Source organism: Massilia alkalitolerans DSM 17462, assembly GCF_000427785.1.
Classification (GTDB): Bacteria; Pseudomonadota; Gammaproteobacteria; order Burkholderiales; family Burkholderiaceae_D; genus Telluria; species Telluria alkalitolerans.
This window is the reverse complement of the sequence record NZ_ATYR01000010.1, coordinates 120,830-145,889: the sequence shown is the minus strand read 5'-3', so window position 1 is coordinate 145,889 and position 25,060 is coordinate 120,830. Positions and strand designations below refer to the sequence as shown.

The following is a 25,060-nucleotide window of genomic DNA, read 5'->3' as shown; positions in this document are numbered from 1 at the left end:
CAGCACATGCAGAACTTGGGTCCCGGCCTTCGCCGGGACGACGCTAACTCTTAGGAATACTTACATGTCCAATTTCATCGTGAAGAAAGTCGCCGTGCTCGGCGCCGGCGTGATGGGCGCGCAGATCGCTGCGCACTGCGTGAACGCGAAAGTGCCGGTCGTGCTGTTCGACCTGCCCGCCAAGCCGGAGCAAAGCTCCGGCGGCAACGCCAATAAAAATTCCATCGTCCTGAAGGCCATCGAAGGCCTGAAGAAGCTGTCGCCGGCCCCGCTGGGCAACAAGGATGACGCGGCCCTGATCGAAGTGGCCAACTACGAGGACAACCTCGACGTGTTGGCGGGCTGCGACCTGATCATCGAAGCCATCGCCGAGCGCATGGACTGGAAGCACGACCTGTACAAGAAGGTCGCTCCGCACATCGGCGCCAACGCCATCTTCGCCTCCAACACCTCGGGCCTGTCGATCAACAAGCTGGCCGAAGGTTTCGACGACGAACTGAAGGCGTGCTTCTGCGGCGTGCACTTCTTCAACCCGCCGCGCTACATGCACCTGGTGGAACTGATCCCGACCGCGGGCACCCGCCCGGAAATCCTGGACCAGCTGGAAACCTTCCTGACCTCGACCCTGGGCAAGGGCGTGGTGCGTGCAAAAGACACCCCAAACTTCATCGCCAACCGCGTCGGCATCTTCGGCATGCTGGCCACCATCCACGAAGCCGAGAAGTTCGGCCTGAGCGTGGACGTGGTCGACGACCTGACCGGCGCCAAGCTGGGCCGCGCGAAATCCGGCACCTTCCGCACCGCCGACGTCGTGGGCCTGGACACCATGGGCCACGTGATCAAGACCATGCAGGACACCCTGCAGGATGATCCGTTCTTCAGCCTGTACAAGACCCCGGACGTGCTGGCCAAGCTGATCGAGAAGGGCGCCCTGGGCCAGAAAACCGGCGGCGGCTTCTACAAGAAGGTCGGCAAGGAGATCCAGCGCCTCGACTTCGCCACCGGCGAATACGTGCCGAGCGGCGCCAAGGCCGCCGACATCGTCGGCCGCATCCTGAAAGAGAAAGACCCGGTCAAGAAGTTCAAGGCCATGCGCGAATCGACCAACCCGCAGGCGCAGTTCCTGTGGGCGATCTTCCGCGACGCCTTCCACTACATCGCGTTCCATCTGGATACGATTGCCGACAACGCGCGCGACGTCGACTTCGCGATGCGCTGGGGCTTCGGCTGGAGCGTCGGTCCGTTCGAGACCTGGCAGGCCGCCGGTTGGACCCAGATCGCCCAGTGGGTGAAGGAAGACATCGATAGCGGCAAGGCGCTGGTCAATGCACCGCTGCCAAGCTGGGTGTTCGAAGGCCCGGTCGCAGAGAAGGGCGTGCACACCGCGGAAGGCTCGTACTCGGCCTCGAAGAACGCCTACGTGCCGGCATCCGACCTGCCGGTGTACCAGCGCCAGCAGTTCCGCGCGCCGGTGGTCGGCTCGACCACCATTGATCCGAAGACCTTCGGCACCACCGTGTTCGAGGACGACTCGGTGCGCCTGTGGCACTCGGACGACGAAGTGCTGGTCGTCTCGCTCAAGACCAAGATGCACGTCATCGGCGAAGGCGTGGTGAAGGGCCTGCAGCGCGGCATGGAAGAGGCGGAGAAGGGCTACAAGGGCCTGGTGATCTGGAATACCGACGCGGCCGAAGGCGGCGCCTTCTCGGCCGGCGCCGACCTGCAGTCGGCCCTGCCGGCCTTCATGATGGGCGGCGCCAAGGCGATGGAACCGATGGTGCGCCAGCTGCAGGACGTGTTCATGCAGATGAAGTACTCGAACATCCCGGTGGTCGCCGCTGTCGCGGGCCTGGCGCTGGGCGGCGGCTGCGAGATGGCGCTGCACGCATCGAAGCGCGTGGCCTCGATCGAGTCCTACATCGGCCTGGTCGAAGTCGGCGTCGGCCTGGTGCCGGCCGGCGGCGGTCTGAAGGAAGCGGCCGTCCGCGCCTTCACCGAAGCCAAGGGCAACGACATCCTGCAATTCCTGAAGACCGGCTTCACCAACGCGGCCACCGCGCAGGTGTCGAAGTCGGCCCTGGAAGCGAAGGCCATGGGCTACCTGAAGGAAGACGACATCATCGTCTTCAACCCGTACGAACTGCTGCACGTGGCCAAGACCACCGCGCGCGCCATGTTCGACGCCGGCTACCGCGCCCCGGCGCGCCGCCCGATCACGGTCACCGGCCGCTACGGCTGGGCGACCATCCGCGGCCAGCTGGTCAACATGCGTGACGGCGGCTTCATCTCGGCCTACGACTACCACCTGGGCGACACCATCGCCGAGATCGTGACCGGCGGCGACATCGACCAGGGCAGCGTGGTGTCCGAGCAGTGGCTGCTCGACATGGAACGCAAGGCCTTCATCGCGCTGCTGAGCAATCCGAAGACCCAGGAGCGCATCATGGGCATGATGCAAAACGGTAAGCCGGTGCGCAACTAAAGCGACGACAGAACAGGACGACAAATCATGAGCAAACAACTTCAAGACGCATACATCGTCGCAGCGACCCGTACCCCGATCGGCAAGGCGCCGCGCGGCTTCTTCAACAAGACCCGCCCGGACGACCTGCTGGTGCACGCCATCCGCGGCGCCATGGCAGCCGTGCCGAACCTGGACCCGGCGCTGATCGTCGACGCCATCGTCGGCTGCTCGTTCCCGGAAGCGGAGCAGGGCTTCAACGTGGCGCGTAACGCGGTGGTGCTGGCAGGCCTGCCGAACACCGTGGGCGGCGTCACCGTCAACCGCTACTGCGCCTCGGGCATCACCGCCCTGGCCATGGCGGCGGACCGCATCCGCGTGGGCGAAGCCGACGTGATGATCGCCGGCGGCGTCGAATCGATGTCGATGGTCCCGATGATGGGCCATCACCCGTCGATCAACATGGAAACGTTCAAGGACGAGAACGTGGGCCTGGCCTACGGCATGGGCCTGACCGCCGAGAAGGTGGCCGAGCAGTGGAAGATCTCGCGCGAAGACCAGGACGCCTTCGGCCTGGAATCGCACCGCCGCGCCATCGCCGCCCAGCAGGCCGGCTACTTCAAGGACGAGATCACCCCGGTGGAAATCGTCACCCGCACGCCGAACCTGGCCACCGGTGAAATCTCGGTCAAGCGCCGCACCGTCGACCTGGACGAAGGCCCGCGCGCCGACGCCAGCATGGAAGGCATGGCCAAGCTCAAGCCGGTGTTCGCCGCCAAGGGCAGCGTGACCGCCGCGACCTCGTCGCAGATGTCGGACGGCGCCGGTGCGCTGATCGTCGTCAGCGAGAAGATCCTGAAGGAGCACAACCTGACCCCGCTGGCCAAGTTCTCTTCCTTCGCCGTGCGCGGCGTGCCGCCGGAGATCATGGGCATCGGCCCGAAGGTCGCCATCCCGGCAGCGCTGGCGGCCGCCGGCATCAGCCAGGACCAGCTGGACTGGATCGAGCTGAACGAAGCGTTTGCAGCGCAGGCGCTGGCCGTGATCCGCGACCTGGGCCTCGACACCTCTAAAGTGAATCCGATGGGCGGCGCGATCGCCCTGGGCCACCCGCTGGGCGCCACCGGCGCGATCCGCGCCGCGACCGTCGTGCACGCATTGCGCCGCAACAACCTGAAGTACGGCATGGTGACGATGTGCGTCGGCGCCGGCATGGGCGCAGCGGGTATCATCGAGCGCGTTTAATTGAAAAAGGGCGGCGCGGTAACGCAGCTGCCACGTATCACTGCGTGGGCGGAGAACCCGCCCACCCTACAAAAGCGGAATTGCCGCGAATCGTAGGGTGGGCAGGTTTCCTGCCCACGCGTTCATCCAGACTCAGAATAAACGGGAGACTCCAGAACCATGGACATGCTGATCAACAAGGCCAACGGCCTCCTGACCATCGAATTCAACCGCCTCGAGCGCAAGAACGCGATCACCGCCACGATGTACCAGGCTATGGCCGACGCGCTGCTGGACGCGGAAAGCGACACCGCCGTGCGCGCCATCCTCATCGTCGGCAAGCCCGAGATCTTCACCGCCGGTAACGACCTCGACGACTTCATGAAGAACTCGGCCCCGGTGGAAGGCGTGCCGGCCGAAAGCCGCCCGGTCTTCCAGTTCATGCGCGCCCTGCACGGCTCGACCAAGCCGGTGATCGCTGCCGTGGCCGGCGCCGCCATCGGCATCGGCACCACCATGCTGATGCACTGCGACCTGGTGTACGCCGCCGACAATGCGAAGTTCTCGGTACCCTTCACCCAGCTCGGCCTGTGCCCTGAATTCGGCTCCTCGCTGCTGCTGCCGCAACTCGCGGGCTACCCGCGCGCCGCCGAGAAGCTGCTGCTGGGCGAAGCCTTCGGCGCGCAGGAAGCGTTCGAGATGGGCCTGATCACGCGCGTGCTGCCGGCCGCCGAGCTGCGCGCCTTCGCCGAACAGCAGGCCGCCAAGCTGGTGGCGCTGCCGGCCGCCTCGATCCGCACCACCAAGGCGCTGATGAAGCGTCCGCGCATCGAAAGCATCGAAGCCGCCATCGCCGCCGAGAACGAGCGCTTCGCCGCCATGCTGCTGGCGCCGGAAGCGAAGGAAGCGTTTACCGCCTTCTTCGAGAAGCGCAAGCCGGACTTCTCGAAGTTCGACTGATTCAGAAGTCGTAGCGGATGCCGACAGCAAGCGCTTGACCGCCACTGATGCCGGCATCGAAATCGTCCAGGCCACCACGGCGCGGCGTGAGGACGGCGGTCGAGCCTTCCCGATAGTATTCGGCGAACAGCTTCAAGGCATCCGAGACCTGGTGGTCGACGCCAAGGTGAATGATGTTGTCGCCATAGTTGTCCACCTTCGCCAGCATCAGCTTGAACGTGGTCTTGCCCATCGCATAGCTGCCGAACAGGTTGACGGCCTGGTTGCCGTCGCTTGAAAAGCTACCGCGCTGGCGGTTCCCCGAGTCGAAACGCTCGACCTTGGCGGCCAGGTAGAGATTGCCGGCCTGGTGGCTGGCCGACAGCCCGACGATCCGGTTGCGCCCGTAACCAGCGTCGCCCCGGTCATCGATGCCTGCGGCAAGGCGGGTGTCGCCGAAGGTATAAGTGGCAGCGATTTGCCGGCGCGGCGCATCGATGCGCGAGGTCGAACGCGCGTTGCCGCTGCTGCCGGTATACCCTGCGCTGAATGCAAACCCCGCGACTTCCGGCGTCGCATACGCAAGCGTTTGCGCCACGCGAAAAACGGTATAGGTCGCAAAGCCGCTGTAATAGGTGCTGAACATGTCCACCGGCGCCGCGACCGCGTTGTAGTAAGGCATCCACTGCTGGCCCCAGGTGATCGTTCCGAACCTGCTGCGCAAGCCGAGGTGGGCGAGCCTGATCCGCTCTCCGTGGGGACGCTGGGCATCGCCCTGGTCGTAGGGATCGCGCATCCGGAAGTTGGCCGAATCGACAGGCAGTTCCAGTTGTCCCGTCAGCGCCAGCCCGGCGCCCAGCGGATGGTCGATCTTGATGCCCACCCGCGAGTAGGCATCCCTGACACCCGCATAACTGTCCAGGCGGTCGTCGCGATCCGGACGGACCGCTTCGACCTGGGTGCGCAGCGATGCGTAAAAGTCGATAGCGGGAGCATCCTGGGCCGCGGCCTGGGTCCAGGCCAGGCAGCCCGCCAGTCCAAGTGCCAGGCTTCCCGATAAAAAACGCGGTGTCGACATACGTGCTCTCCTAGGCTGCAACGAGGTGGGACGGCACGCTCATGACCTCGAGCAGCAGTTCGCTGACGCCATCCCACACGATCTGCACGCCAAGGCACAGCAGGATGAAGGCGGTCAGGCGCAGGAAGACGGCGGTGCCGGCTTCGCCGATCAGGCGCAGGAAGTGTTCCCCATAGCGGAAAGCGAGATACAGCAGCACGCCGATGAGCGCCAGCGCCAGCAGGGCGCCGCCCATGCGCGCCAGCGACAGCACCATCCGGACATCGTGCAGGGAAACACCCACGGTGATCGCGACCGAGATCGAGGCCGGACCGCAGCTGATGGGGAAGGTCAGCGGATAGAAGGCCTGGCGGTGCGCATGGTCGGGTGTGTACGCCTCGGCCAGGGCGGCGCGGCTGTCGGGCGTGGACGGCGTCGCGCCCAGCAGGCGCCAGGCCACCGAGGCAAGCAGCAGGCCGCCGCCGATGCGGACGATGGGCAGCGAGATGCCGAAGAAGTCGAGCACATAGGAACCGATCAGCATCGAGCCCGTCATCAGCCAGAACATGTTGCGCGCGATACGGCGCGCCAGCAATGTGCGGGTCGCAGCCGATGCGCCATCGGTCATGCTGAGGAAAATTGGCGCTGTTGCTGCCGGATTCAAGATCGGCAGCATGGTTGCCAGCACAAACAGGAAGCCCTTGGCTGCTGCCAGCAATAATTCGATTGTCATGACAATTTCTGCGAGTTACGACAAACTGCATCGCAACGAAGTCCAATACGCAAGTATAGGACGAAGGCAAAAATCGTGACGCCCCGCTGCCGGCTTACATTGGCTGCACCAGCCGGTCGCCGACGTAGACGCGGTAGCGCCGGATCCGGCCCGTCACGGTGTCCGGGCCCTGGCGCGGCGTGTAGCGCAGGCCGGCAATATCGACCGCTGCGCCGAGATCGATGATCAGCCGCGCCGGCCCAGCGGGCGTCTCGCCCTTGCTGTAGGCGGTATGCCAGTAGTCGCTGGCCTGGCCGTTGATGGCATTCAGGGCGCCGCCGTCTTCCTTGTGCGCTTCTTCGCTGCTGGCGTAGGCGATGGTCCATGTGCTCTGGTTCATCGGCTTGCCGTCCAGGCCGAGCAGGGCGAGTTCGGCAACGGCCGCATGCGGCTTGCCGTCGAAGCTGTCGACCACTTCCAGGCACAGCTGGCGTCCGCGCGCCGGCTGTTCGAACCTGGCCTCCTGGGTGGCGGGGCCGCCGGCGAACTGCCCGGCATGCACCGGCGCCACGCCCGCCAGGCGCGGGCGCGCGGAGCTGGCCGGACGCGCCAGGTCGCGCTCGGGGTGCAGTTCGTCGAGGATGGGCGTGGTGCGCCCTTCGATGCGGCTGGCGCGCGGCCCGGTCAGGTCGAGCACCACGACTTCATTGCGGCCGGCCTTGATCCAGGGACCCGGCAGGTACATGGTCTGGGTCGGGCCGATGCTCCAGTAGCGGCCCAGGCAGCGGCCGTTGATCCAGACGATGCCCTGGCCCCAGCTCGACATGTCGAGGAAGGTGTCGGCCTGTTCCTTCACGTCGAAGCTGCCGCGCCAGAACGCCGGGCCGGCAACGCGCTTGGCCTGCCAGCGCAGCGGCGGCAGCTCGCCGTCGTCGCCGAAATCGATGGCGCGGATGTCCCAGCCGCTCAGTTCCTGGGCGGCGCCGTCCTCCGTGCGCAGCAGCACCGGACCCTGCAGCCCCTTGCGGTCGTGGACCTCGACGCCGAAATTCACGCGCGCAATCGTGTACAGCAGGATCTCGACCTGGGTCGGCTGGGTGCGCGCCGGCAGGTCGACGCTGAAGCGGCGATGGCGCGTGTCCATCGTGCCGGCCAGGCGCCCGCCGGCGTAGACCCAGGCCAGGTCGCGCGCGTTCGCAGCTTCCAGCCTGGCCGCCGGGCCGGGCGGCAACGTGATGCTGTAGGCGACCAGGCCGCGGCTGATGTCGTACTGTTCGATGTTGCGTGGCGACGCGTCCCGGATCACTTTTGCCGGCAGGTTCGCGAATACGGGCGCGGTCTCCTTCAGCGCAAACGCGGGAATCGCCATCACCGGCAGGTGCGCCGGCGCCTCGGGCAGGGTTTCGCCGGGCTGAAGGTGCTTGCCCAGGCATTCGCGGTAGGTGCGGAATTTCTCGCCCAGCCATCCCGCCTCGCTGATCGGGGCATCGTAGTCATAGCTGGTCGTGTCGGGACGGAAGGGGCGGTCGCAGCCGCCCCACAGGCCGAAGGTGGTGCCGCCGTGCGCCATGTACAGGCTGAACGAGCCGTTCGCCTTCAGCATGGTGTCGATATCGCGGATGGCGCGCGCATTGTCGCCGCGCTTGTGCGGCGTGCCCCAGGTGTCGAACCAGCCGGAATAGTATTCGCCGCACATCAGGGGCCCTTGCTGCACCGCGGCCAGCGCCTTGAAGCCGCGCTCCGGGTCGCTGCCGAAGTTGGCCACCGAGAGCAGTTCCGGGATGTGGGTCTTGGCCACCGCATTGGTCGGATTGCACTGGAACAGCGGGACATCGAAGCGCGCGTCGAGCAGGGCCTGGCGCATGACCCGCATGTAGTCGCGGTCTTCGCCGAAGAAGCCGTATTCGTTCTCGACCTGTACCATCAGGATCGGACCGCCCTGGGTCACCTGCATCGGCGCCAGCACCCGGCCGACTTCCTTCAGCCAGCGCCGCGCCGGCTCCACGAAGGCCGGGGCGCGGCTGCGCAAGAAGCTGTCGCCCGGGTGCTTCAGCAGCCACCAGGGCAGGCCACCCATTTCCCACTCGGCGCAGGCGTAAGGTCCGGGACGCAGGATGACCCACAGGCCTTCCGCCTGCGCCATGCGGCAGAATTCGGCGGCATCGCGCTGGCCTTCCCAGCGGTAGCGACCCTCGCGCCATTCATGGTAGTTCCAGAACAGGTAGGCACAGACCGTGTTCAGGCCCATGGCCTTGATCGCTTTTAGCCGGTGCCCCCAGTATTCACGCGGCACCCGGGCGAAATGCATCTCGCCGCAGCGGATCTGCAGCGGCTTCCCGTCCAGCAGGAAGTCCTTGTCGCCGATGGCGAAGCGGGGCGATGCGGCGACGGCTCTCGGCACGTTCAGTGCCAGGGCGGTGCCGGCGGCGGCGCTCAGAAAAGTGCGGCGCGATGGATGAAGGGGCATGGCGGGTCCTGGTCGAAGGCTGGTGCCCATCATGGTAGTGGAACACGCCGTGCCGGAGCGCGGTCCGGCCACAATACTCATCAGCTTGATTCCGGCCGCGACGATTTGCGGTGTAAGGTAGCCGGATTCACGTGGAGAATTGATGAGAATCCTGCCGATCGGCGTATCGCTTGCCTGTTCCGTCCTGCTGTGCGCCTGCGCAGGCTTGATACAGCAGCCGGCCGTGCGCGTCGTCGAGGTGGCGGACGGCTGGGCGGCCAATTCGGTCAATGCCGTGGTGTTCCGCAAGAACTCGCTCGTCACGCACGAGGGCAGCCAGTACATCGCCTTCTACGACGCCGCGGCCAGGCTGGTGCTGGGCAAGCGCCGCCTGGGCGCCCTTGAGTGGCAGCTGGCGCCCACCCAGTACCTGGGCAAGGCCAGCGACGCCCACAACAGCATCAGCATCATGGTCGATGGCGCAGGCTTCCTGCACGTGGCCTGGGACCACCACAATGGACCCTTGCGCTACGCGCGCGGAACGTCGCCCGGCGTCTTGAGCCTCGGCCCCCAGCAGGCGATGACCGGGCGCGGCGAGAAGTCCGTGTCCTACCCGGAGTTCTACCGCATGCCGGACGGCGGCCTGCTGTTCCTCTACCGCGACGGCGGCTCCGGCCGCGGCAACCTGGTCATCAACCGCTACGACCCGCATAGCCAGTCCTGGCAGCGCCTGCAGGACAATCTCCTGAGCGGGGAAGGGCAGCGCAACGCCTACTGGCAAGCCTTCGTGGACAGGGCGGGGACGCTGCACCTGTCCTGGGTATGGCGCGAGTCGCCCGACGTCGCCAGCAACCATGACCTGGCCTATGCCCGTTCGCGCGACGGCGGCCGGACCTGGGAGCGCAGCAAGGGCGAGCCTTACCAGTTGCCGATCACGGCAGGCACGGCGGAAGTGGCGGCGCAGGTTCCGCAAAGGAGCGAACTGATCAACCAGACCGCCATGGCGGCCGACCGCGACGGCCATCCGGTCATCGCCAGCTACTGGCGCGACGCCGGCAGCGCCGTGCCGCAATACCGCGTGGTGCGCCACGATGGCCAGGGCTGGCAGTCGCAGGACCTGGCCTTCCGGCGGACGGCCTTCTCGCTATCCGGCCTCGGGACCAAGGCGATCCCGATCTCGCGTCCGCAGATCCTGGTCCGCAACAGCGGCGCGGCCTGGCTCGTGTTCCGCGATGCGGAGCGCGGCCACAAGGTGTCCGTGGCCTGCACACCCGACTTGCGCCAGGGCCGCTGGCAGGTGAGCGACCTGCTCGAGCGCGCCATGGGGGCCTGGGAGCCGAGCTTCGACACCGAATTGTGGCGCGACGCCGGCCAGCTCAACCTCTACCTGCAAACCGTGCACCAGGCCGACGCCGAAGGCGTCCTGCCGAGCGGTCCGACCAGGGTCGGCGTCCTCGAATGGACGCCGGCCTGCCCAGCCACACCATGAACGACATGAATACAAAAAAATACTTCACCGGCATGCTGCTTGCGCTGGGCCTGGTTCTGGGCGGCTGTGCGACACCGCCGCAATCCGACACCGGCGTCAAGCGCGGCGAAGTGCTCGCCATCATCGACAAGGTCAACACCCACTGGCAGGCGAAGACGCCGGCGAAGCAGTGGGCCTTTTGGGACGTGGCGGCCTACCATACCGGAAACATCGAAGCCTATCGCGTGACCGGCAACGAGCGCTACCGCCGCTATTCCGAGGAATGGGCCGAGCACAATGCCTGGATGGGGGCGAAGTCGCCGGACAAGGCCAGGTGGAAGTACAACTATGGCGAAACCGATGAACACGTCCTGTTCGGCGACTGGCAGATCGCGTTCCAGACCTATGCGGACCTGTACGAACTGGATAAACACCCGCGCAAGATCGCGCGCGCCCGCGAGGTGATGGAATACCAGATGAGCACCCCCAACAAGGATTACTGGTGGTGGGCGGACGGCCTGTACATGGTGATGCCGGTCATGACGAAGCTGTACAAGATCACCGGCAATCCCCAGTACCTCGAGAAGCTGCACGAGTACTACACCTATGCCAACAGTATCATGTACGACCCGCAGGAACAGCTGTACTACCGCGACGCCAAGTACGTCTACCCGAAGCACAAGAGCGCCAGCGGCAAGAAGGATTTCTGGGCGCGCGGCGACGGCTGGGTGTTCGCGGGGCTGGCCAAGGTGCTGGCCGAACTGCCGGCAAGCGATCCGCATCGCGCCGAGTACGTCGAGCGCTTCCAGGCGATGGCGAGGGCCGTGGCGCGCACCCAGCAGCCGGAGGGCTACTGGACCCGCAGCATGCTCGACCCGGCTCACGCTCCGGGACCGGAGACCAGCGGCACCGCCTTCTTCACCTACGGGATGCTATGGGGGATCAACAACGGCCTGCTGCCACGCGGCGCCTACCTGCCGGTCGCGCAGCGCGGCTGGCACTACCTGAGCACCGTCGCCCTGCAAGCGGACGGCAAGGTCGGCTACGTCCAGCCGATCGGCGAGCGCGCGATCCCGGGACAGGTCGTGAACCAGGACTCGACCACGCCTTTCGGCGTGGGGGCCTTCCTGCTGGCCGCGGCGGAGATGGCGCGCCTGGCCGACCGATAAGCAGAGGCGAATATGGAACGACGACACTTCATGCGGGCGCTAGCCGCCGCACCGGCCCTGGGCGCGGCGGCAGCGGCACCGGCGGCGCTGCCGGCCGGCGATGAACGCGCCTACCTGCTGCGCCTGCTGCAGCGGATGGCCGAGCCGGTGCTGACGCTCATGGCGAAGGGGGAGCTGAAAACGACCTTCCCGCTCGAGCTGAGCCCGACCTGGGACGGGCGCGACCGCGCGGTGGCCTATCTCGAATGCTTCGGCCGGCTGATGTCGGGCATCGCCCCCTGGCTGGCCTTGCCGGCGGACGCGACACCGGAAGGGAGCTTGCGCCGGCGCCTGCAGGGAATGGCGCTGCAAAGCTATGCCAACGCGGTCGATCCGCGCAGCCCGGACTACCTGAAGTGGAAGGGCGAAGGCCAGGCGCTGGTCGATTCCGCCTATTTCACCAATGCCCTGCTGCGCGCGCCCAAGGTCTTGTGGGAGCCGCTCGACGCTGCGACCAAGGCGCGCATCGTCGCCGAAATCAAGGGCCTGCGCCGGGTCGAACCCCCGAACACCAACTGGCTGCTGTTCGCCGCCATGAACGAAGCCTGGCTGCTGTCGATCGGGGAAGAGTACGACCCGATGCGCCTGAACGGGGCGATCCGCAAGATCAACGAGTGGTATGTCGGCGATGGCTGGATAAAGGACGGCAAGGATTTTCACTTCGACTACTACAACTCCTACGTGATGTACCCGATGCTGCTGGAGGTGCTCGACGTGCTGGCGGCGAAGAAGGCCCCCTTCTGGCAGGCCAAGCCGCAGGAACTGCTGGCCCAGGCGATCAGGCGCGCGCAGCGCTACTGCGAGCACCTGGAGCGCTTCGTCGGCCCGGACGGCAGCTTCCCGCCGATCGGCCGCTCGCTCACCTACCGCACCGCAGCCTTCCAGCCGCTGGCGCTGCTGGCCTGGCGCAAGCAGCTGCCGGCTTCGCTGCCGGAAGGGCAGGTGCGCGCCGCGCTGCATGCGGTGCACCGTGCCATCTGGGATGCGCCGGGCAACTTCACGGACGAGGGTTTTCTCACCATCGGCTTTCGCGGCCACCAGCCCGAACTGGGGGACTGGTACTCGAACAACGGCAGCATGTACATCGCTTCCAGCAGCCTGCTGGCGCTGGGGCTGCCCGCCAGCGACAGCTTCTGGACCGCGCCCGCCCAGGACTGGACCCAGAAGAAGGCCTTCGGCGGCCGCGGCTTCCCGAAGGATTATCCGGTGAGCTACTAGACCCATGGCGGGCACCGCGGCGGCCGGCGGCGCGTTCCGGCCGCGCGGTGTACACTGGCAAGGCTTTCCACCGTGCTTTCCTCCATGTCCACAACATCGCCACAAGCATCCGCCGCGCCGCCGGCAGTCGTGATGCAGATCCTGTTTTCGGTCGCCTTTGTCCACCTGCTGAACGACTGCGTGCAGGCGGTCCTGCCCGCCATTTACCCGTTGCTCAAGGACGAATTCGCACTCAGTTTCACCCAGATCGGCCTGATCACGCTGACCTTCCAGTGCACCGCCTCGCTGCTGCAGCCCTGGATCGGCCTGTACACCGACCGGCGTCCGATTCCCTTCCTGCTGCCGGCCGGGATGTGCGTCACGCTGGGCGGCGTCGCCCTGCTGGCGACGGCCGGCAGCTTCGCCATGCTGCTGCTGGCGGCCGGCCTGATCGGCATCGGCTCTTCGACCTTCCACCCGGAAGCCTCGCGCGTGGCGCGGCTGGCCTCGGGCGGACGCTTCGGCTTCGCGCAGTCGCTGTTCCAGGTGGGCGGCAACCTCGGCTCGGCGTTCGGACCGCTGCTGGCCGCCGCCATCATCGTGGGGCAGGGCCAGGGCAGGATCGCCTGGCTGATGCTGCTGGTGCTGCTGGCGGTCGCGGTGCTGGTCGGCGTCAGCCGCTGGTACGCAGGCCACCTGCGCACCGTCACGCGCAGGCTGGCCGTGCATGCCGGACCGGGCCTGTCGCGACGGCGCGTCATCTGGGCCCTGACGGTGCTGGCGCTGCTGGTGTTCTCCAAGTACATCTACATGGCCAGCCTGTCGAGCTACTACACCTTCTACCTGATCGAACGCTTCCACGTCTCGGTGGAGGCGGCGCAGATGTACCTGTTCCTGTTCCTCGCGGCGGTGGCGGCGGGCACCTTCGCGGGCGGCCCGATCGGCGACCGCATCGGCCGCAAGCGCGTGATCTGGTTCTCGATCCTGGGCGCCGCGCCGTTCGCGCTGGCGCTGCCGTATGCGAGCCTGTTCTGGACCGCCGTGCTGTCGGTGGTGATCGGGCTGGTGATGTCGTCCGCCTTCTCGGCCATCGTGGTGTTCGCGCAGGAGCTGGTGCCGGACAAGGTGGGCATGATCGCCGGCCTGTTCTTCGGCCTGATGTTCGGCATCAGCGGCATCGGCGCCGCCGTCATGGGCGCGGTCGCCGACACCACCGGCATCGAGTACGTGTACCGGATCGCCTCCTTCCTGCCGCTGCTGGGCATCCTGGCCGTGTTCCTGCCGCGGATGCCGTCGCAGCGGCCCTAAGTACGCAGATGCGCTAGCATTGCCTTGCCCCTTCCGGGCAATGGAGGATGCGATGCGGATTACTGCCCTGGTCGACAATTCGCCCGCGGCCCATCGGGCCGAGGTGGACACCGACGGAAGCCGCCAGGCGCTGGCCGTGCCGGCCAAGGCGTCCGGCGCCGGTTCGGGCGTGAACGGCGGCGAGTTCCTGATGCTGGCATTGGCCACCTGTTATTGCAACGACTTGTACCGCGAAGCGCGGCGGCTCGGCATCCCGATCGACGGCGTACAGGTCGAGGCCAGCGCCGAATTCCCCGGCATCGGACTGGCCGCCACCGATATCCGTTACCGCGCCACGGTGCGTTCGGCGGCGCCGGCGCAGGACATCGCCCGCCTGCTGGCCCAAACCGATGCGGTGGCCGAAGTGCACAATACGCTGCGGGCCGGATGCGCCGTCGCCCTGCAGCTGCCTTGAGCGCCGCGTGTCAGAGCGCGCCGATCATCGCCTTCAGCTGGACCAGCCGGTCCGGCCGCACGCAGTAGCAGACGCGTTGCAGGTCGGACGAGCCTTCGATCAGGCCGGCCTCCTTCAGGATCGAGACGTGCTTCGAAATGGTGGAAGCGGCGAGCGGCAGCACGTCGGCCAGGCTGCCGAAATAGCAATCGCCATGCTCGATCAGGTGCCGCAGCAGCTGCAGCCTGGCGGGATGGCCGATCGCCTTGCACAGCGCGGCGAGGTCGTCGACGTCGATGTCGGCGCGGGGTTCTGGCGTGACGGCCGGGCCGCAGCAGGAACTGGTCATGGGTGCTTTCGATCTGGTATTGAGCGCTGAGGATAGGAAGCCGGCGCATTCTCGTCAAGTTCGCGTCAAGCGCCCGCGGTTTCCGCTGCGCTTGCCGCTATCGGCTTGACCGCCGACAGGTAGAGCAGGAGCGAGGCCAGCGCGCAGCCGAACAGCACCAGCGGCAACATCATCGGACCCGATGCGCCGGAGAGCAGCGCCGCCCCGACCAGCGGACCAATGGCCTTCGACAGCAGCGACGGGGCCGCCATGGCGCCGGTGATCGCACCATAGTTGCGCGGCCCGAACAGCACGCGCGGCAAGGTCCCGCGGATGATGGTCAGCACGCCGTTGCTCATCCCGTACAGCATGCAGAACAGCGCCACCGCCCAGGCACGGGTGCCCAGCAGCGCCAGCGCCAGCAGGCCGAAGGGCAGGGTGGCGAACACGAAGCGCCCCACCGCCTGCGGCGCCTTGTCGCGCGCCAGCGTGCGTTCACCAATGCGGCCGGCGACCTGCATCGGCCCGACCAGGGCGGCCAGCAGCACGGCGGTGGCGGCGCTGTGGCCGAGCGACTGCAGCAGCGGGATCAGGTTGATCGCGAGCGCCGAAAAGATGAAGACGTTGGCCGAGAAGGCGAGCGCCAGCTTCCAGAAAGCCGGGTGACGGATCGCCTCGGCCAGCGTGTGGCTGTCGCGCGGGGCATGCGCGCACAAGGTCGCGCGTGTAGCGTCGCGTCCCAGCCAGAGATGCAGCGGCAGGCAGGCGGCCAGCTGCAGCGCCGCATAGGCCAGGTAGGTGTCGCGCCAGCCGATGCGCGCCGCGACGAACTGGGTCAGCGGCCAGAAGATGGTGCTGGCGAAGCCGGCGAACAGCGTGAGGTTCGAGATGGCGCGCGGCGCGCCCACGTCGAGCTTGCGGTTGATGGTGGCGAAAGCCGCTTCGTACAGGGTCAGGGCCATCGCCAGTCCGATCAGGGTCCAGGCGCCGAAATAGGCGGCGGGCGTTGCGCATTGCGACAGCCAGGCCAGGCCGAGGGCGCTGGTCAGCGAGCCGGCCGCCATGACCCAACGTCCGCCGTGGCGGTCGACCAGCGCGCCCACCGGCGTCGCCGCGACCCCCGCTACCAGCAGGCTCCAGGAAAACGCGGCGAACGCGGTCTCGGCAGAGATGCCGAGCTCGCGCCCGATCGCCGGCGCCAGGACGGCGAAGGCGTAGTACAGCGATCCCCACGACGCGATCTGGGTGAAGGCGAGGATGCCGATGGTCTTGCGGGCGGACGACAAACTGTTTCTCCTGAAGCGATGGGCGAACGCTCAGCAACAGGTGGCGTCTGCAGCCTTCACTGTACAGCAGGCCGCGCGTTGCTGCTGGTAGACCCGCCGGGTGTCGCAGACGCCCGTTTCCGGCAGCTCGAGCTGGACGTCGTCGGCGGCGGCAATATCTCCCGCGAGGGCTGCCACTACCGAGCGCACCTGCTCGTAGCCGGTGGCCAGCAGGAAGTTCGGCGCGCGGCCATAGCTCTTGGCGCCGACCGCGTAGTAGCCGGTCTCGGGATGGGCCAGCTCGCGATGGCCGTGCGGGCGCACCGAGCCGCAGCTATGCTCGTTCGGGTCGATCAGCGGGGCCAGCGCGTCGGTGCTTTCCAGCCACGGGTCGTGGCGCGTGCGCAGTTCGCGCGTCAGCGACAGGTCGGGCCGGGCCCCGGTGGCGCAGACGATCTCGTCGATCCCCTCGATGCGGTGGCCGACGGCATCGATCACGACGATACGGCCCTCGCTTTCCACCAGGCGCACGATCGGGAAGTCCTGGCGCATCTCCAGTTGTCCCGTGTCGCGCAGTGCCTGCAGGCGCTGCCCCAGCCGTCCACGCGCAGGCAGGCCGTCGGCATCGCCGCCGCCGAACACGCGCGCCAGCTGGCTGCCGCGGGTTGCCCACACCAGTTGCGTGGCGGGATGCTCGGCGGCGAGCTGGGCCAGCGCCAGCAGGGTGCCGGCGGCGGAGTGGCCGGCGCCCACTACCAGCACGCGCCGGCCGGCATAGCGGGTGCGCTGGCTGCCCAGCACGTCCGGCATGCCATAGGCGATGTGCGCCGCCAGCGCCGCTTCGCCGAGCGCCGGGATGCCGCTGGCGCCGAGCGGATTCGGTTGCGTCCAGGTGCCGGTAGCATCGATCACGGCACGTGCGGCGAACTCGCGTGGGCCGTCCGGCGTATCGGCGCGGATGAGGAAGGGCGCTTCAGTGCGCCCGCGGGTCTTCACCTTGTCGGCGCCGCTGCGGGTGATCGCGCTGACGCGGTGCCGCAGGCGCAGCGCGCCGGCAATGCCGGGCAGGGCGGCCAGCGGCGCCAGGTAGGCGTCGCGCAGTTCGCCGGCGCTCGGCAGGGCATCGGGGTCGGGCATGGTCCAGCCGGCGACTTCGAGCAGGCGGCGCGCCGCCTTGTCGACGTTGTACCGCCACGGCGAGAACAGCTGCACATGGCGGTAGCTGTCGAGGTTGGCGCCGACGGCGCTGCCCGCTTCCAGCAGCAGGGGCGTCATGCCGCGCGACAGCAGGTGCGCGGCGGCGGCGAGTCCGACGGGGCCGGCGCCAAGGATGGCGACGGGAAGGGTGGCATCGATCTGGTGCATGGCAGCTCTCCTGAAAAGTATTCGTTATTCGTCATTCGACGAACAAAGAATAAATGCCTTGTCATGAAGCTGTCAAATTATTTCGATAATATTCGAAGTGTCTACAAGCTCCGGTATAATTCGATAAGCATGGAATTAATGAAAGAAGCACGCATGGATACCAAGTCCGCCATCGCGGCCCTTGCCGCACTGGCCCAGGAATCGCGCCTGGCCACCTTCCGGCTGCTGGTGCAGGCCGGCCCTGCCGGCATGGCGGCCAGCAAGATCGCCGAGGCGCTCGGCATGCCAGCGTCCTCGCTGTCCTTTCACCTGAAGGAGCTGAGCCACGCCGGCCTGATCACGCCGCGCCAGGAGGGGCGCTTCATCATCTACGCGGCGCAGTTCGACACCATGAACGGCCTGCTGTCCTTCCTCACCGAGAACTGCTGCGGCGGCAATCCCTGCACGCCCGTGTGCGGCGCCACGAGCTGACCCAACCACCATGAACGTACTCTTCCTCTGCACCGGGAATTCCTGCCGTTCGCTCATCAGCGAAGCCGTCTTCAACCACCTCGCTCCACCCGGCTGGCAAGCGCTGAGCGCCGGCAGCCAGCCCACCGGGCGCCTGAACGCGCGCGCCCTGCAGCTGCTGGCGGAAAAGGGTATCCCGACCGAGGGCTACTACAGCAAGTCCTGGGACGACCTGCCGGTGACGCCCGACATCGTCGTCACGGTGTGCGCCAGCGCGGCCGGCGAGACCTGCCCGGCCTACCTGGGCCCAGTACTGCGCACCCATTGGGGCGTCGAGGATCCTGGCCACGTCGAAGGGACGCTTGACGACATCAGCGAGGCCTTCGAGCGCGCCTACGCGATCCTGCGCGCCCGCATCGAGGCCTTCCTCGCGCTTCCCCTTGGTGAACTGGCGCAGGATCGTGCCCGCCTCAAGGCGGAGCTGGACCGTATCGGCAGCCTGTTGCCGGCCTGAGCAGGGGATCAAGCTTGCTGCCCGCTTTCCTGATCTTCCTTGCCACCCTCATCCTCGTCATCTGGCAGCCGCGTGGCCTCGGCATCGGCTGGAGCGCGTCCGCCGGCGCGCTCGTCGCCCTGCTGGCCGGCGTGATCCATCCGTCCGACATCCCGGTCGTCTGGAATATCGTCTGGAATGCCACCGGGGCTTTCGTTGCCGTGATCATCATCAGCCTGCTGCTGGACAAGGCCGGATTCTTCGAATGGGCCGCCTTGCATGTGGCGCGCTGGGGCAGGGGCAACGGCCGGCGCCTGTTCATCCTGCTCGTCCTGCTGGGTGCGGCCGTTGCGGCACTGTTTGCCAATGACGGCGCCGCGCTGATCCTGACCCCGATCGTCATTGCGATGCTGGTCGCCCTGCGGTTCTCCGCGCGCGCCACCCTCGCTTTCGTGATGGCCGCCGGTTTCATTGCCGATACCGCCAGCCTGCCGCTGGTGGTGTCGAACCTGGTTAACATCGTGTCCGCCGACTACTTCGGCATCACGTTCGCACGCTATGCGGCGGTCATGGTGCCGGTCAACCTGGTGTCGGTGGCCGCGACGCTCGCCGCCCTGGTCTGGTTCTTCCGGAAGGACATCCCGGCCAACTATGACCTGGCCCAGCTCAAGCGCCCCATCGATGCCATCCATGACCGCGCCACCTTCGTGACCGGCTGGTGGGTGCTGGCGTTGCTGCTGGTTGGCTTCTTCTGGCTGGACGACGCCGGGGTCCCGATCAGTGCGGTTGCCGCCGTGGGCGCAGTGCTGTTGCTGCTGGTGGCCGCGCGCGGGCACCGGATCTCGACGCGTGAGGTGCTGCGCGGCGCGCCATGGCAGGTCGTGGTGTTTTCGCTGGGGATGTACCTGGTGGTCTATGGACTGCGCAATGCCGGCCTGCTTGAACACCTGACGGCGCTGCTGGAGCGCTGCGCCGGATACGGCGTGTGGGGTGCGGCGCTCGGCACTGGTTTCATCACGGCCGTCCTGTCCTCCATCATGAACAACATGCCGACCGTGCTGGTGGGGGCGCTGGCGATCGACGCCACCGCCACGACCGGTGTGGTGCGCGAAGCCATGGTGTATGCCAACGTGATTGGCGCCGACCTGGGACCGAAGCTCACGCCGATCGGCAGCCTGGCCACCCTGTTGTGGCTGCACGTGCTGGCCGCGAAGGACATCCGGGTGTCCTGGGGATACTATTTCCGGGTCGGCGTCGTGCTGACGCTGCCGATCCTGCTGGTCACGCTGTGTGCGCTGGCCCTTCGTCTTGGCTGAGAAAGATCATGGAACGCATACCTGAACTCCCGAACATCAACCCCGAACAGCTCGACATGCCGAGCATGGACAAGCTCGCCCCCGTCGGCGACCTGGACCATCCGCCGCGCATCCTGATGCTGTATGGCTCGCTGCGCGAGCGTTCCTTCAGCCGCTTCCTTACCTACGAGGCGGCGCGCATCCTCGAGCACTTTGGCGCCGAGGTGAAAATCTTCGACCCCATGGAGCTGCCGATGGCCGGCAGCGTGCCCGAGACGCATCCGAAGGTGGTCGAGCTGCGCGCGCTGTCGCTGTGGTCGGAAGGGCAGGTGTGGTGCAGTCCCGAGCGCCACGGCGCGATCACGGCCGTGATGAAGAACCAGATCGACTGGATTCCGCTGGAGCAGGGCGCGCTGCGGCCGAGCCAGGGCCGCACGCTCGCCGTGATGCAGGTATGCGGCGGCTCGCAGTCCTTCAACGTGGTCAACACGATGCGGCTGCTGGGACGCTGGATGCGCATGTTCACGATCCCGAACCAGTCCTCGGTGCCGATGGCCTACAAGGAGTTCGACGAGGCGGGCCGGATGCGCCCCTCGGCCTATTACGACCGCGTGGTGGACGTAATGGAAGAACTCTTCAAGATCACCCTGCTCATGCGCGGGCGCACCGACTACCTGACGGACCGGTATAGTGAGCGCAGCGAGCGCGCGCTGAAGAAAATCGACGCGCAGATCGCAAAACTATAGGGAAAGCGATGAAACCGCAGCGCGTCCAACTGAGCAGGAAGAAGGGCTGGAAGCTGCCGCCGAACACGGTGTCGGTGGCGCGTCCCGGGCGCTGGGGCAATCCGTTCTCGGTGGTGCCGGATGCGGTGCCGGGCACGCCGGTGGGTACAAGATACACCGCGATGCCGAGCGTGGTCGAAGCGGTGGCCGCCTACCGGCGCTGGCTGGAGGCGAGCCCGGAAGGACAGCAGCTGGCCGCACAGGCGTGCGAAGCGCTGCACGGCAAGAACCTGGCCTGCTGGTGCCCGCTCGATGGTCCCTGCCATGCCGAGGTGCTGCTCGACATCGCCAACCGCTGAGCGGGCTTTCGCCCTTACTTGGCCGCCACCACACTGCCGATGCCCGACACCGACTTGTTCACCACGCGCGGGTTGCCGTAATAGGTGAGCTCGCCCATGCCGCGCACGTTGGCGTTCAGCCTGTCCTTGGCGTAGATCTTGACCGAACCGATGCCTTCGAAGCTGACGTTGGCATCCTGCGCGATCAGGTCCTTGGTGTCGACCTCGCCCACGCCTTGGGCGGACAGGCGCAGTTCGCGCACCTCGCCGTCGATGGCCAGGCGGCCGGCGCCGCGGTAATTGACGTCCAGGCGTTCGCCGCGCACCTTGGTCAGGCGCATCTCCCCGGCGCCTTCGCCCTTGAAGGTCTGCAGCGAAGGCAGGGTCACGACCACGCGGTCGCTGCTTTTCAGGCTGTTGCGCGTGCTGTCCTTCATGTCCAGGCGCAGTTCGCCGTCCACGACTTCGCTGCTGACGCGCTCGATGAAGCGCGGGTCGCCCTGTACCTTGAGCGAAAACGATTTACCGGCTTCCACCACCAGGCTGACCGGGCCGTGCACGGCGATGCCCTTGAAAGGCGTCACGCTACGCACTTGCTCGTCGGCATGAGCCGTGATCGAAGCGAGGGACAGGACTGCGGCAAGGATCAGGCGTTGCATGGTGGTCTCCGATAAGTGGTATGAATCCATTGTAGGGAGACGGAACAGGCCTGGGTGCCGTTTGCGACGAACTGCAAGAATGCGAGGGTGGACGGTTGCAAAACTGGAATGTGCGTACAGCGCGCCCGCGTCAATACGCCTGTGTGCGCTGTTGCACATTTGTCCTGCCAGATCATGAAAAATAGGTGCGCACGATTGATTCCGTGACAATATTGTCGAGGAGTTAAGGCTATAATTTTCTTCGTCCACTTGCGTAGCCGATACCATGCACATCTCCACTGTCACCTTACCTGAAATGAAGCTCGCCGGACTGCCGCTTGCAGGTCCGCTCTCGGAATTGGAAGCGGATATGCCGGATATCTGGAGCACCTTCCTGGAACGCGAAAGCGAACTGGGCGAAACCAACGGGCTGCGCTACGGCGTCAGTCTGCAGGACAAGCAGGGCGTGCGCATCGAGTGCATCGCCGCCGAGGTCAGCGACCTCAACGCGCTGCCGCCGGGCATGATCGGCATCCGTATTCCCGAGCGCCGCTATGCGATGCTGACGCACCGCGGACCCGTCACGCGGGTGCAGGCCACCTACCTGACCGGCCATGCCGCCATCGAGCAGCTGGGCATGGTGCAGGATGAGGAAGGCTGGCGCATCGAGCGTTACGACCGCCGCTACACGCCGACGCTCCACGACGGCAACCGCCCGGACAATGCCTACGACATCCTGATCCCGCTACTGTGATGCTGCTGCCCTGCGCGCTCGCAGGGCAATGAATTGGTGCCGGTATATTTCCCGACCGCCGGCGCCGGTAGGGCGGCTTGCGCCGCCAGCATCCCTTCCCAAGGACAAGCGTATCTTGCCTGCCGATTGTGACAGGCGTTTGACGCGCTTCCCTCGTTTCCGTTCTCGTTTTACACCCCCATATAACAGCGCAATTGCTATACGGCTAACGTGCGCTACCTGTGAATACGCGGCGCTACACTCAAACGCGCTCGACATCGCCAGATGTTAGAAGGAGACGCCCGCCCGGCGATCCCGAGCGGCAGCCCTACCATCAATAACAGGAGAACCATCATGCAGAAGAAACAGGCCCTCAAGCAGTTGCTCGCAGTTGGTGCCGTGGCCGCCATGTTCAGCGCTGTCGGCGTGCAGGCCCAGACCACCGGCCAGAGCGCGCAGTCGATGACCAACCAGAGCGCGACGGGCAACCCCAACCTGACCGGCAAGACCGCCGCCGACGGCACCGTCAACAACACCAGCAGCCAGGGCAAGGAAGACCGCAGCGCGCAGATGGGCGCTTCGGGCAGCCAGGGCACCACCCGGGCCGAAGGCGCCAAGTCGCACACCGCCGATACCATGCAGTCCAGCTCGGGCGCGTCGGGCGCCGCCGGCGCCACCGCCTCCGGTGCGGCCAAGCTGAGCAACGCCGACAAGAAGGCGATGATGGACATGGCCATTGCCAACATGGCCGAAGTCGAAACCGGCAAGCTGGCGCTGAGCAAGAGCCAGAACGCCGAAGTGAAGACCTTCGCCCAGCAGATGATCGACGACCACGGCAAGGCCCTGTCCGAACTGCAGACCCTGGCCCAGACCAAGGGCGTGACCCTGCCGACCGAACTCGACGCCAAGCACAAGGCGATGGCGGCCAAGCTGGAAAAGCTCAGCGGCGATGCCTTCGACAAGGAATACATGAAGATGGCCGGCCTCAAGGACCACAAGGACACCCACGCCAAGCTGCAGAAGATCAGCAAGAGCGCCAAGGATCCTGACGTCAAGGCCGCCGCCGAGAAGACCATCCCGACGGTCGAGCAGCACCTGAAGGCGGCCCAGCAGATGTCGTCGGCCAAGTCCGGCACGACCTCGGGCAAGTAAGCAATCGCGGGCTGCCGGCCGGGCAGCCACGCCTCACCCGCCGGCGGCCGTGCATCGCGTCCGCCGGCTTACACGCAAGTGTCAAGGAGAATCCCATGCAGAAAACACTGCGTATCCACCGAGTACTGGCGCTGTCGATCGCGGGCGCCTTGTTCGCCGCCGGCGCAAGCCAGGCCCAGGCCCAGGCGGTCACCCAAGGTACGGCGCCGGCCGCTGCCGCAGCTGCCGGCGCGCCCGCGGCTCCCGCAAGCTCGGCAGCTCCCGCAACCAAACTGGACCGCTCGGACCGCAATGCCCTGATCGAGATGGCGCAGGCCAACATGGCCGAGATCTCGACCGGCAAGCTTGCGCTCAGCAAGGCCGTCAACCCGGAAATCAAGGCCTACGCCCAGCGCATGGTCGACGAGCACAGCAAGACGCTGGCCGAGGTGCAGGCGCTGGCCCAGGCCAAGGGCGTCGAACTGCCGAAGGAACTCACCGTCAAGCACAAGGCCAAGGGCGCCATGCTCGAAGCCCTGAAGGGCGACATCTTCGACCGCACCTACATGAAGCAGTCGGGCCGGCGCGACCACCGCGTCACGCACGAGCAACTGCGCGACAACATGGACAAGATCAAGGACCCGGACATCAAGGCCCTGGCCATGAAGATGCGCCCGGTCGTCGAGCAGCACCTGCTGGCGGCGGACGAACTCATCGCCCGTACCGCGCGCGGCGCCACCGGCACGGCCGGCACGCCGGGCAACGACACCAGCACCGCCACCGGCAAGGAGCCGATCCCGAACAAGAAGTAAGTACGATCTGGTCCACCGGACCAGATCACCCTTTCCACTTCCCTTCGATGCGTGCGATGTCGATCTCGATGCCGACGATCGCCTTGAGCATGCCATCGATATAAGCCGGCGGCGCATCCGCCACCGACCATGGCTGCGGCTGGCCCGCTTCATGGTGCCGCGTCTGGCCATGCAGGAAGTCCAGCAGCCAGCCCGGATCCTCGATCGCACGCAGGCGCCCGTGCACGTGCACCACGCGGTAGTCCCAGGTCGGCACCACCTTGCCGCCGCTGGCGGCTTTTTCCTGCTGGTCCGGCGGCACGTAGTCGGCGGGCCCGCGAAAGACGGCCAGCACCTGCTGGCCGGCGCGGCGCCACACCGGATTGGCGCGCGCCACGTGGGCGCGCAGCAGGCCCAGGCCTTCGCTGCCGCCCTCGGCGAATTCGAAGGGCAGGTGATCGGCATCCGGCAGTCCCCCATGCTGGGTGACGAGCATGCCCAGGCATGCTCCCTGATGAGCGAGCGCATGGCCCGTGGGTCCTGCTGGCGGTCTCGGGTCGGCAGGTACATCAGCGCACCCGCATGACGACGACGTCGGTCTTGAGCGAGTTCGCGATGTAGCAGCGCGCGTGGGCAGCGTGGTGGAGGGCGTCCAGCTCGTCGGCGGAGGGCTGGCGCTCGCCGCCGAACACGATGGCCGGGCGCAGTTCGATGCGCGTCATCGCGATGCGGCCGGCATCGTCTTCGTGAAGAAAGCCCACGGCCCCGTCCACATAGCTGTCCACCATGAAGCCCTGCTGCTGCGCCAGCGACAGGAAGAACAGCATGTGGCAGCTCGACGCCGCGGCCACCAGCGCTTCCTCGGGATCGAGCGCCGCCGGGTCGGACATCGGCAGCGGCACCGACAAGGGCGAGGACGAGGCCCGCAGCTGCAGGCCGCCGTCGAACTGCCAGTCATGGGCGCGGCTGTAGCGCCCGTCCAGGAAAGCCTGGCCGGCGCGTTGCCAGGCCACCCGTGCTTCGAACTCTTTCATGCTTCCTCCGTGATGGTATGG

Annotated in this window: 25 protein-coding genes; 16 read left to right on the top strand and 9 right to left on the bottom strand. The window is 66.7% G+C overall.

What is annotated here, in order from left to right; translation table 11 throughout:
* Positions 1-64 precede the first annotated feature (64 nt).
* The 3 genes from YWC_RS0112625 to YWC_RS0112615 all read left to right on the top strand — a co-directional run bounded on the left by YWC_RS0112625 (position 65) and on the right by YWC_RS0112615 (position 4,645).
* Positions 65-2,482, top strand: coding sequence for a 3-hydroxyacyl-CoA dehydrogenase/enoyl-CoA hydratase family protein (locus YWC_RS0112625; protein ID WP_027865699.1), 2,418 nt, complete (start codon positions 65-67; stop codon positions 2,480-2,482).
* Positions 2,483-2,509: 27 nt separating this feature from the next.
* Positions 2,510-3,706, top strand: coding sequence for an acetyl-CoA C-acyltransferase (locus YWC_RS0112620; RefSeq protein WP_027865698.1), 1,197 nt, complete (start codon positions 2,510-2,512; stop codon positions 3,704-3,706).
* A gap of 159 nt (positions 3,707-3,865) precedes the next feature.
* On the top strand, positions 3,866-4,645 hold the full coding sequence (locus tag YWC_RS0112615; protein ID WP_027865697.1) for an enoyl-CoA hydratase: 780 nt from the start codon (positions 3,866-3,868) through the stop codon (positions 4,643-4,645).
* Position 4,646: 1 nt separating this feature from the next.
* Here the strand turns inward: YWC_RS0112615 and YWC_RS0112610 are convergent, their stop codons facing one another.
* The 3 genes from YWC_RS0112610 to YWC_RS0112600 all read right to left on the bottom strand — a co-directional run bounded on the left by YWC_RS0112610 (position 4,647) and on the right by YWC_RS0112600 (position 8,860).
* Positions 4,647-5,702 carry a porin gene (locus tag YWC_RS0112610; RefSeq protein WP_027865696.1) on the bottom strand — a complete coding sequence of 352 codons (1,056 nt, stop codon included), beginning with the start codon at positions 5,700-5,702 and terminating at the stop codon, positions 4,647-4,649.
* Between the two features lie 10 nt (positions 5,703-5,712).
* The gene (locus YWC_RS0112605) at positions 5,713-6,414 is read right to left on the bottom strand and encodes a MarC family protein (protein ID WP_027865695.1); all 702 of its coding nucleotides are present in this window, start codon (positions 6,412-6,414) and stop codon (positions 5,713-5,715) included.
* Positions 6,415-6,508: 94 nt separating this feature from the next.
* Positions 6,509-8,860, bottom strand: a complete 2,352-nt coding sequence (locus YWC_RS0112600; RefSeq protein WP_027865694.1) for a beta-galactosidase — start codon at positions 8,858-8,860, stop codon at positions 6,509-6,511.
* A 142-nt stretch (positions 8,861-9,002) separates the two neighbouring features.
* On the opposite strand from YWC_RS0112600, the gene YWC_RS29245 reads away from it, so the two are divergent.
* The 5 genes from YWC_RS29245 to YWC_RS0112575 all read left to right on the top strand — a co-directional run bounded on the left by YWC_RS29245 (position 9,003) and on the right by YWC_RS0112575 (position 14,474).
* Complete coding sequence (locus YWC_RS29245; RefSeq protein WP_051306427.1) at positions 9,003-10,328, top strand: BNR repeat-containing protein; 1,326 nt, start codon at positions 9,003-9,005, stop codon at positions 10,326-10,328.
* A 5-nt stretch (positions 10,329-10,333) separates the two neighbouring features.
* Positions 10,334-11,476 (top strand): glycoside hydrolase family 88/105 protein, encoded by a 1,143-nt coding sequence (locus YWC_RS0112590; RefSeq protein ID WP_027865693.1) that lies wholly within the window; start codon positions 10,334-10,336, stop codon positions 11,474-11,476.
* Between the two features lie 12 nt (positions 11,477-11,488).
* Positions 11,489-12,733 carry a DUF2264 domain-containing protein gene (locus tag YWC_RS0112585; protein WP_027865692.1) on the top strand — a complete coding sequence of 415 codons (1,245 nt, stop codon included), beginning with the start codon at positions 11,489-11,491 and terminating at the stop codon, positions 12,731-12,733.
* Between the two features lie 84 nt (positions 12,734-12,817).
* Positions 12,818-14,020, top strand: a complete 1,203-nt coding sequence (locus tag YWC_RS0112580; RefSeq protein ID WP_027865691.1) for an MFS transporter — start codon at positions 12,818-12,820, stop codon at positions 14,018-14,020.
* A 52-nt stretch (positions 14,021-14,072) separates the two neighbouring features.
* Positions 14,073-14,474, top strand: coding sequence for an OsmC family protein (locus tag YWC_RS0112575; RefSeq protein WP_027865690.1), 402 nt, complete (start codon positions 14,073-14,075; stop codon positions 14,472-14,474).
* Between the two features lie 10 nt (positions 14,475-14,484).
* Here the strand turns inward: YWC_RS0112575 and YWC_RS0112570 are convergent, their stop codons facing one another.
* The 3 genes from YWC_RS0112570 to YWC_RS0112560 form a co-directional block, all read right to left on the bottom strand.
* Positions 14,485-14,802 carry an ArsR/SmtB family transcription factor gene (locus YWC_RS0112570; RefSeq protein WP_027865689.1) on the bottom strand — a complete coding sequence of 106 codons (318 nt, stop codon included), beginning with the start codon at positions 14,800-14,802 and terminating at the stop codon, positions 14,485-14,487.
* A gap of 65 nt (positions 14,803-14,867) precedes the next feature.
* On the bottom strand, positions 14,868-16,067 hold the full coding sequence (locus YWC_RS29240) for an MFS transporter (RefSeq protein ID WP_036214216.1): 1,200 nt from the start codon (positions 16,065-16,067) through the stop codon (positions 14,868-14,870).
* 30 nt (positions 16,068-16,097) lie between these two features.
* Positions 16,098-17,411: an NAD(P)-binding protein gene (locus tag YWC_RS0112560; protein ID WP_027865688.1), complete on the bottom strand. Its 1,314-nt coding sequence runs from the start codon at positions 17,409-17,411 to the stop codon at positions 16,098-16,100.
* 153 nt (positions 17,412-17,564) lie between these two features.
* Here YWC_RS0112560 and YWC_RS0112555 point away from each other — a divergent pair, with 153 nt between their 5' ends.
* Genes YWC_RS0112555 through YWC_RS0112535 form a run of 5 tightly spaced genes read left to right on the top strand, consistent with a single transcriptional unit; the run spans position 17,565 to position 20,733 of the window.
* Entirely contained in the window at positions 17,565-17,882 is a 318-nt protein-coding gene (locus YWC_RS0112555; protein WP_027865687.1) for an ArsR/SmtB family transcription factor, read from the top strand.
* Between the two features lie 10 nt (positions 17,883-17,892).
* Complete coding sequence (locus YWC_RS0112550; protein ID WP_027865686.1) at positions 17,893-18,375, top strand: arsenate reductase ArsC; 483 nt, start codon at positions 17,893-17,895, stop codon at positions 18,373-18,375.
* A gap of 14 nt (positions 18,376-18,389) precedes the next feature.
* The gene (locus tag YWC_RS0112545; protein ID WP_027865685.1) at positions 18,390-19,670 is read left to right on the top strand and encodes an arsenic transporter; all 1,281 of its coding nucleotides are present in this window, start codon (positions 18,390-18,392) and stop codon (positions 19,668-19,670) included.
* A gap of 8 nt (positions 19,671-19,678) precedes the next feature.
* Positions 19,679-20,395: an arsenical resistance protein ArsH gene (gene arsH, locus YWC_RS0112540; protein WP_027865684.1), complete on the top strand. Its 717-nt coding sequence runs from the start codon at positions 19,679-19,681 to the stop codon at positions 20,393-20,395.
* 8 nt (positions 20,396-20,403) lie between these two features.
* Complete coding sequence (locus YWC_RS0112535; RefSeq protein ID WP_027865683.1) at positions 20,404-20,733, top strand: DUF4326 domain-containing protein; 330 nt, start codon at positions 20,404-20,406, stop codon at positions 20,731-20,733.
* 14 nt (positions 20,734-20,747) lie between these two features.
* On the opposite strand, the gene YWC_RS0112530 is transcribed toward YWC_RS0112535, so the two are convergent.
* Positions 20,748-21,371, bottom strand: a complete 624-nt coding sequence (locus YWC_RS0112530) for a head GIN domain-containing protein (RefSeq protein ID WP_027865682.1) — start codon at positions 21,369-21,371, stop codon at positions 20,748-20,750.
* Positions 21,372-21,636: 265 nt separating this feature from the next.
* Here YWC_RS0112530 and YWC_RS0112525 point away from each other — a divergent pair, with 265 nt between their 5' ends.
* From YWC_RS0112525 to YWC_RS29235, 3 genes are all read left to right on the top strand, one after another.
* The gene (locus YWC_RS0112525; RefSeq protein WP_027865681.1) at positions 21,637-22,104 is read left to right on the top strand and encodes a GyrI-like domain-containing protein; all 468 of its coding nucleotides are present in this window, start codon (positions 21,637-21,639) and stop codon (positions 22,102-22,104) included.
* A 333-nt stretch (positions 22,105-22,437) separates the two neighbouring features.
* Complete coding sequence (locus YWC_RS0112520; protein WP_027865680.1) at positions 22,438-23,235, top strand: DUF4142 domain-containing protein; 798 nt, start codon at positions 22,438-22,440, stop codon at positions 23,233-23,235.
* Between the two features lie 95 nt (positions 23,236-23,330).
* Positions 23,331-24,026: a DUF4142 domain-containing protein gene (locus YWC_RS29235; protein ID WP_084416414.1), complete on the top strand. Its 696-nt coding sequence runs from the start codon at positions 23,331-23,333 to the stop codon at positions 24,024-24,026.
* A 25-nt stretch (positions 24,027-24,051) separates the two neighbouring features.
* Here YWC_RS29235 and YWC_RS29230 read toward each other — a convergent pair whose 3' ends face one another.
* Positions 24,052-24,501: an FMN-binding negative transcriptional regulator gene (locus tag YWC_RS29230; RefSeq protein ID WP_229413093.1), complete on the bottom strand. Its 450-nt coding sequence runs from the start codon at positions 24,499-24,501 to the stop codon at positions 24,052-24,054.
* 73 nt (positions 24,502-24,574) lie between these two features.
* Entirely contained in the window at positions 24,575-25,039 is a 465-nt protein-coding gene (locus YWC_RS0112505) for an OsmC family protein (RefSeq protein WP_027865679.1), read from the bottom strand.
* Positions 25,040-25,060 lie beyond the last annotated feature (21 nt).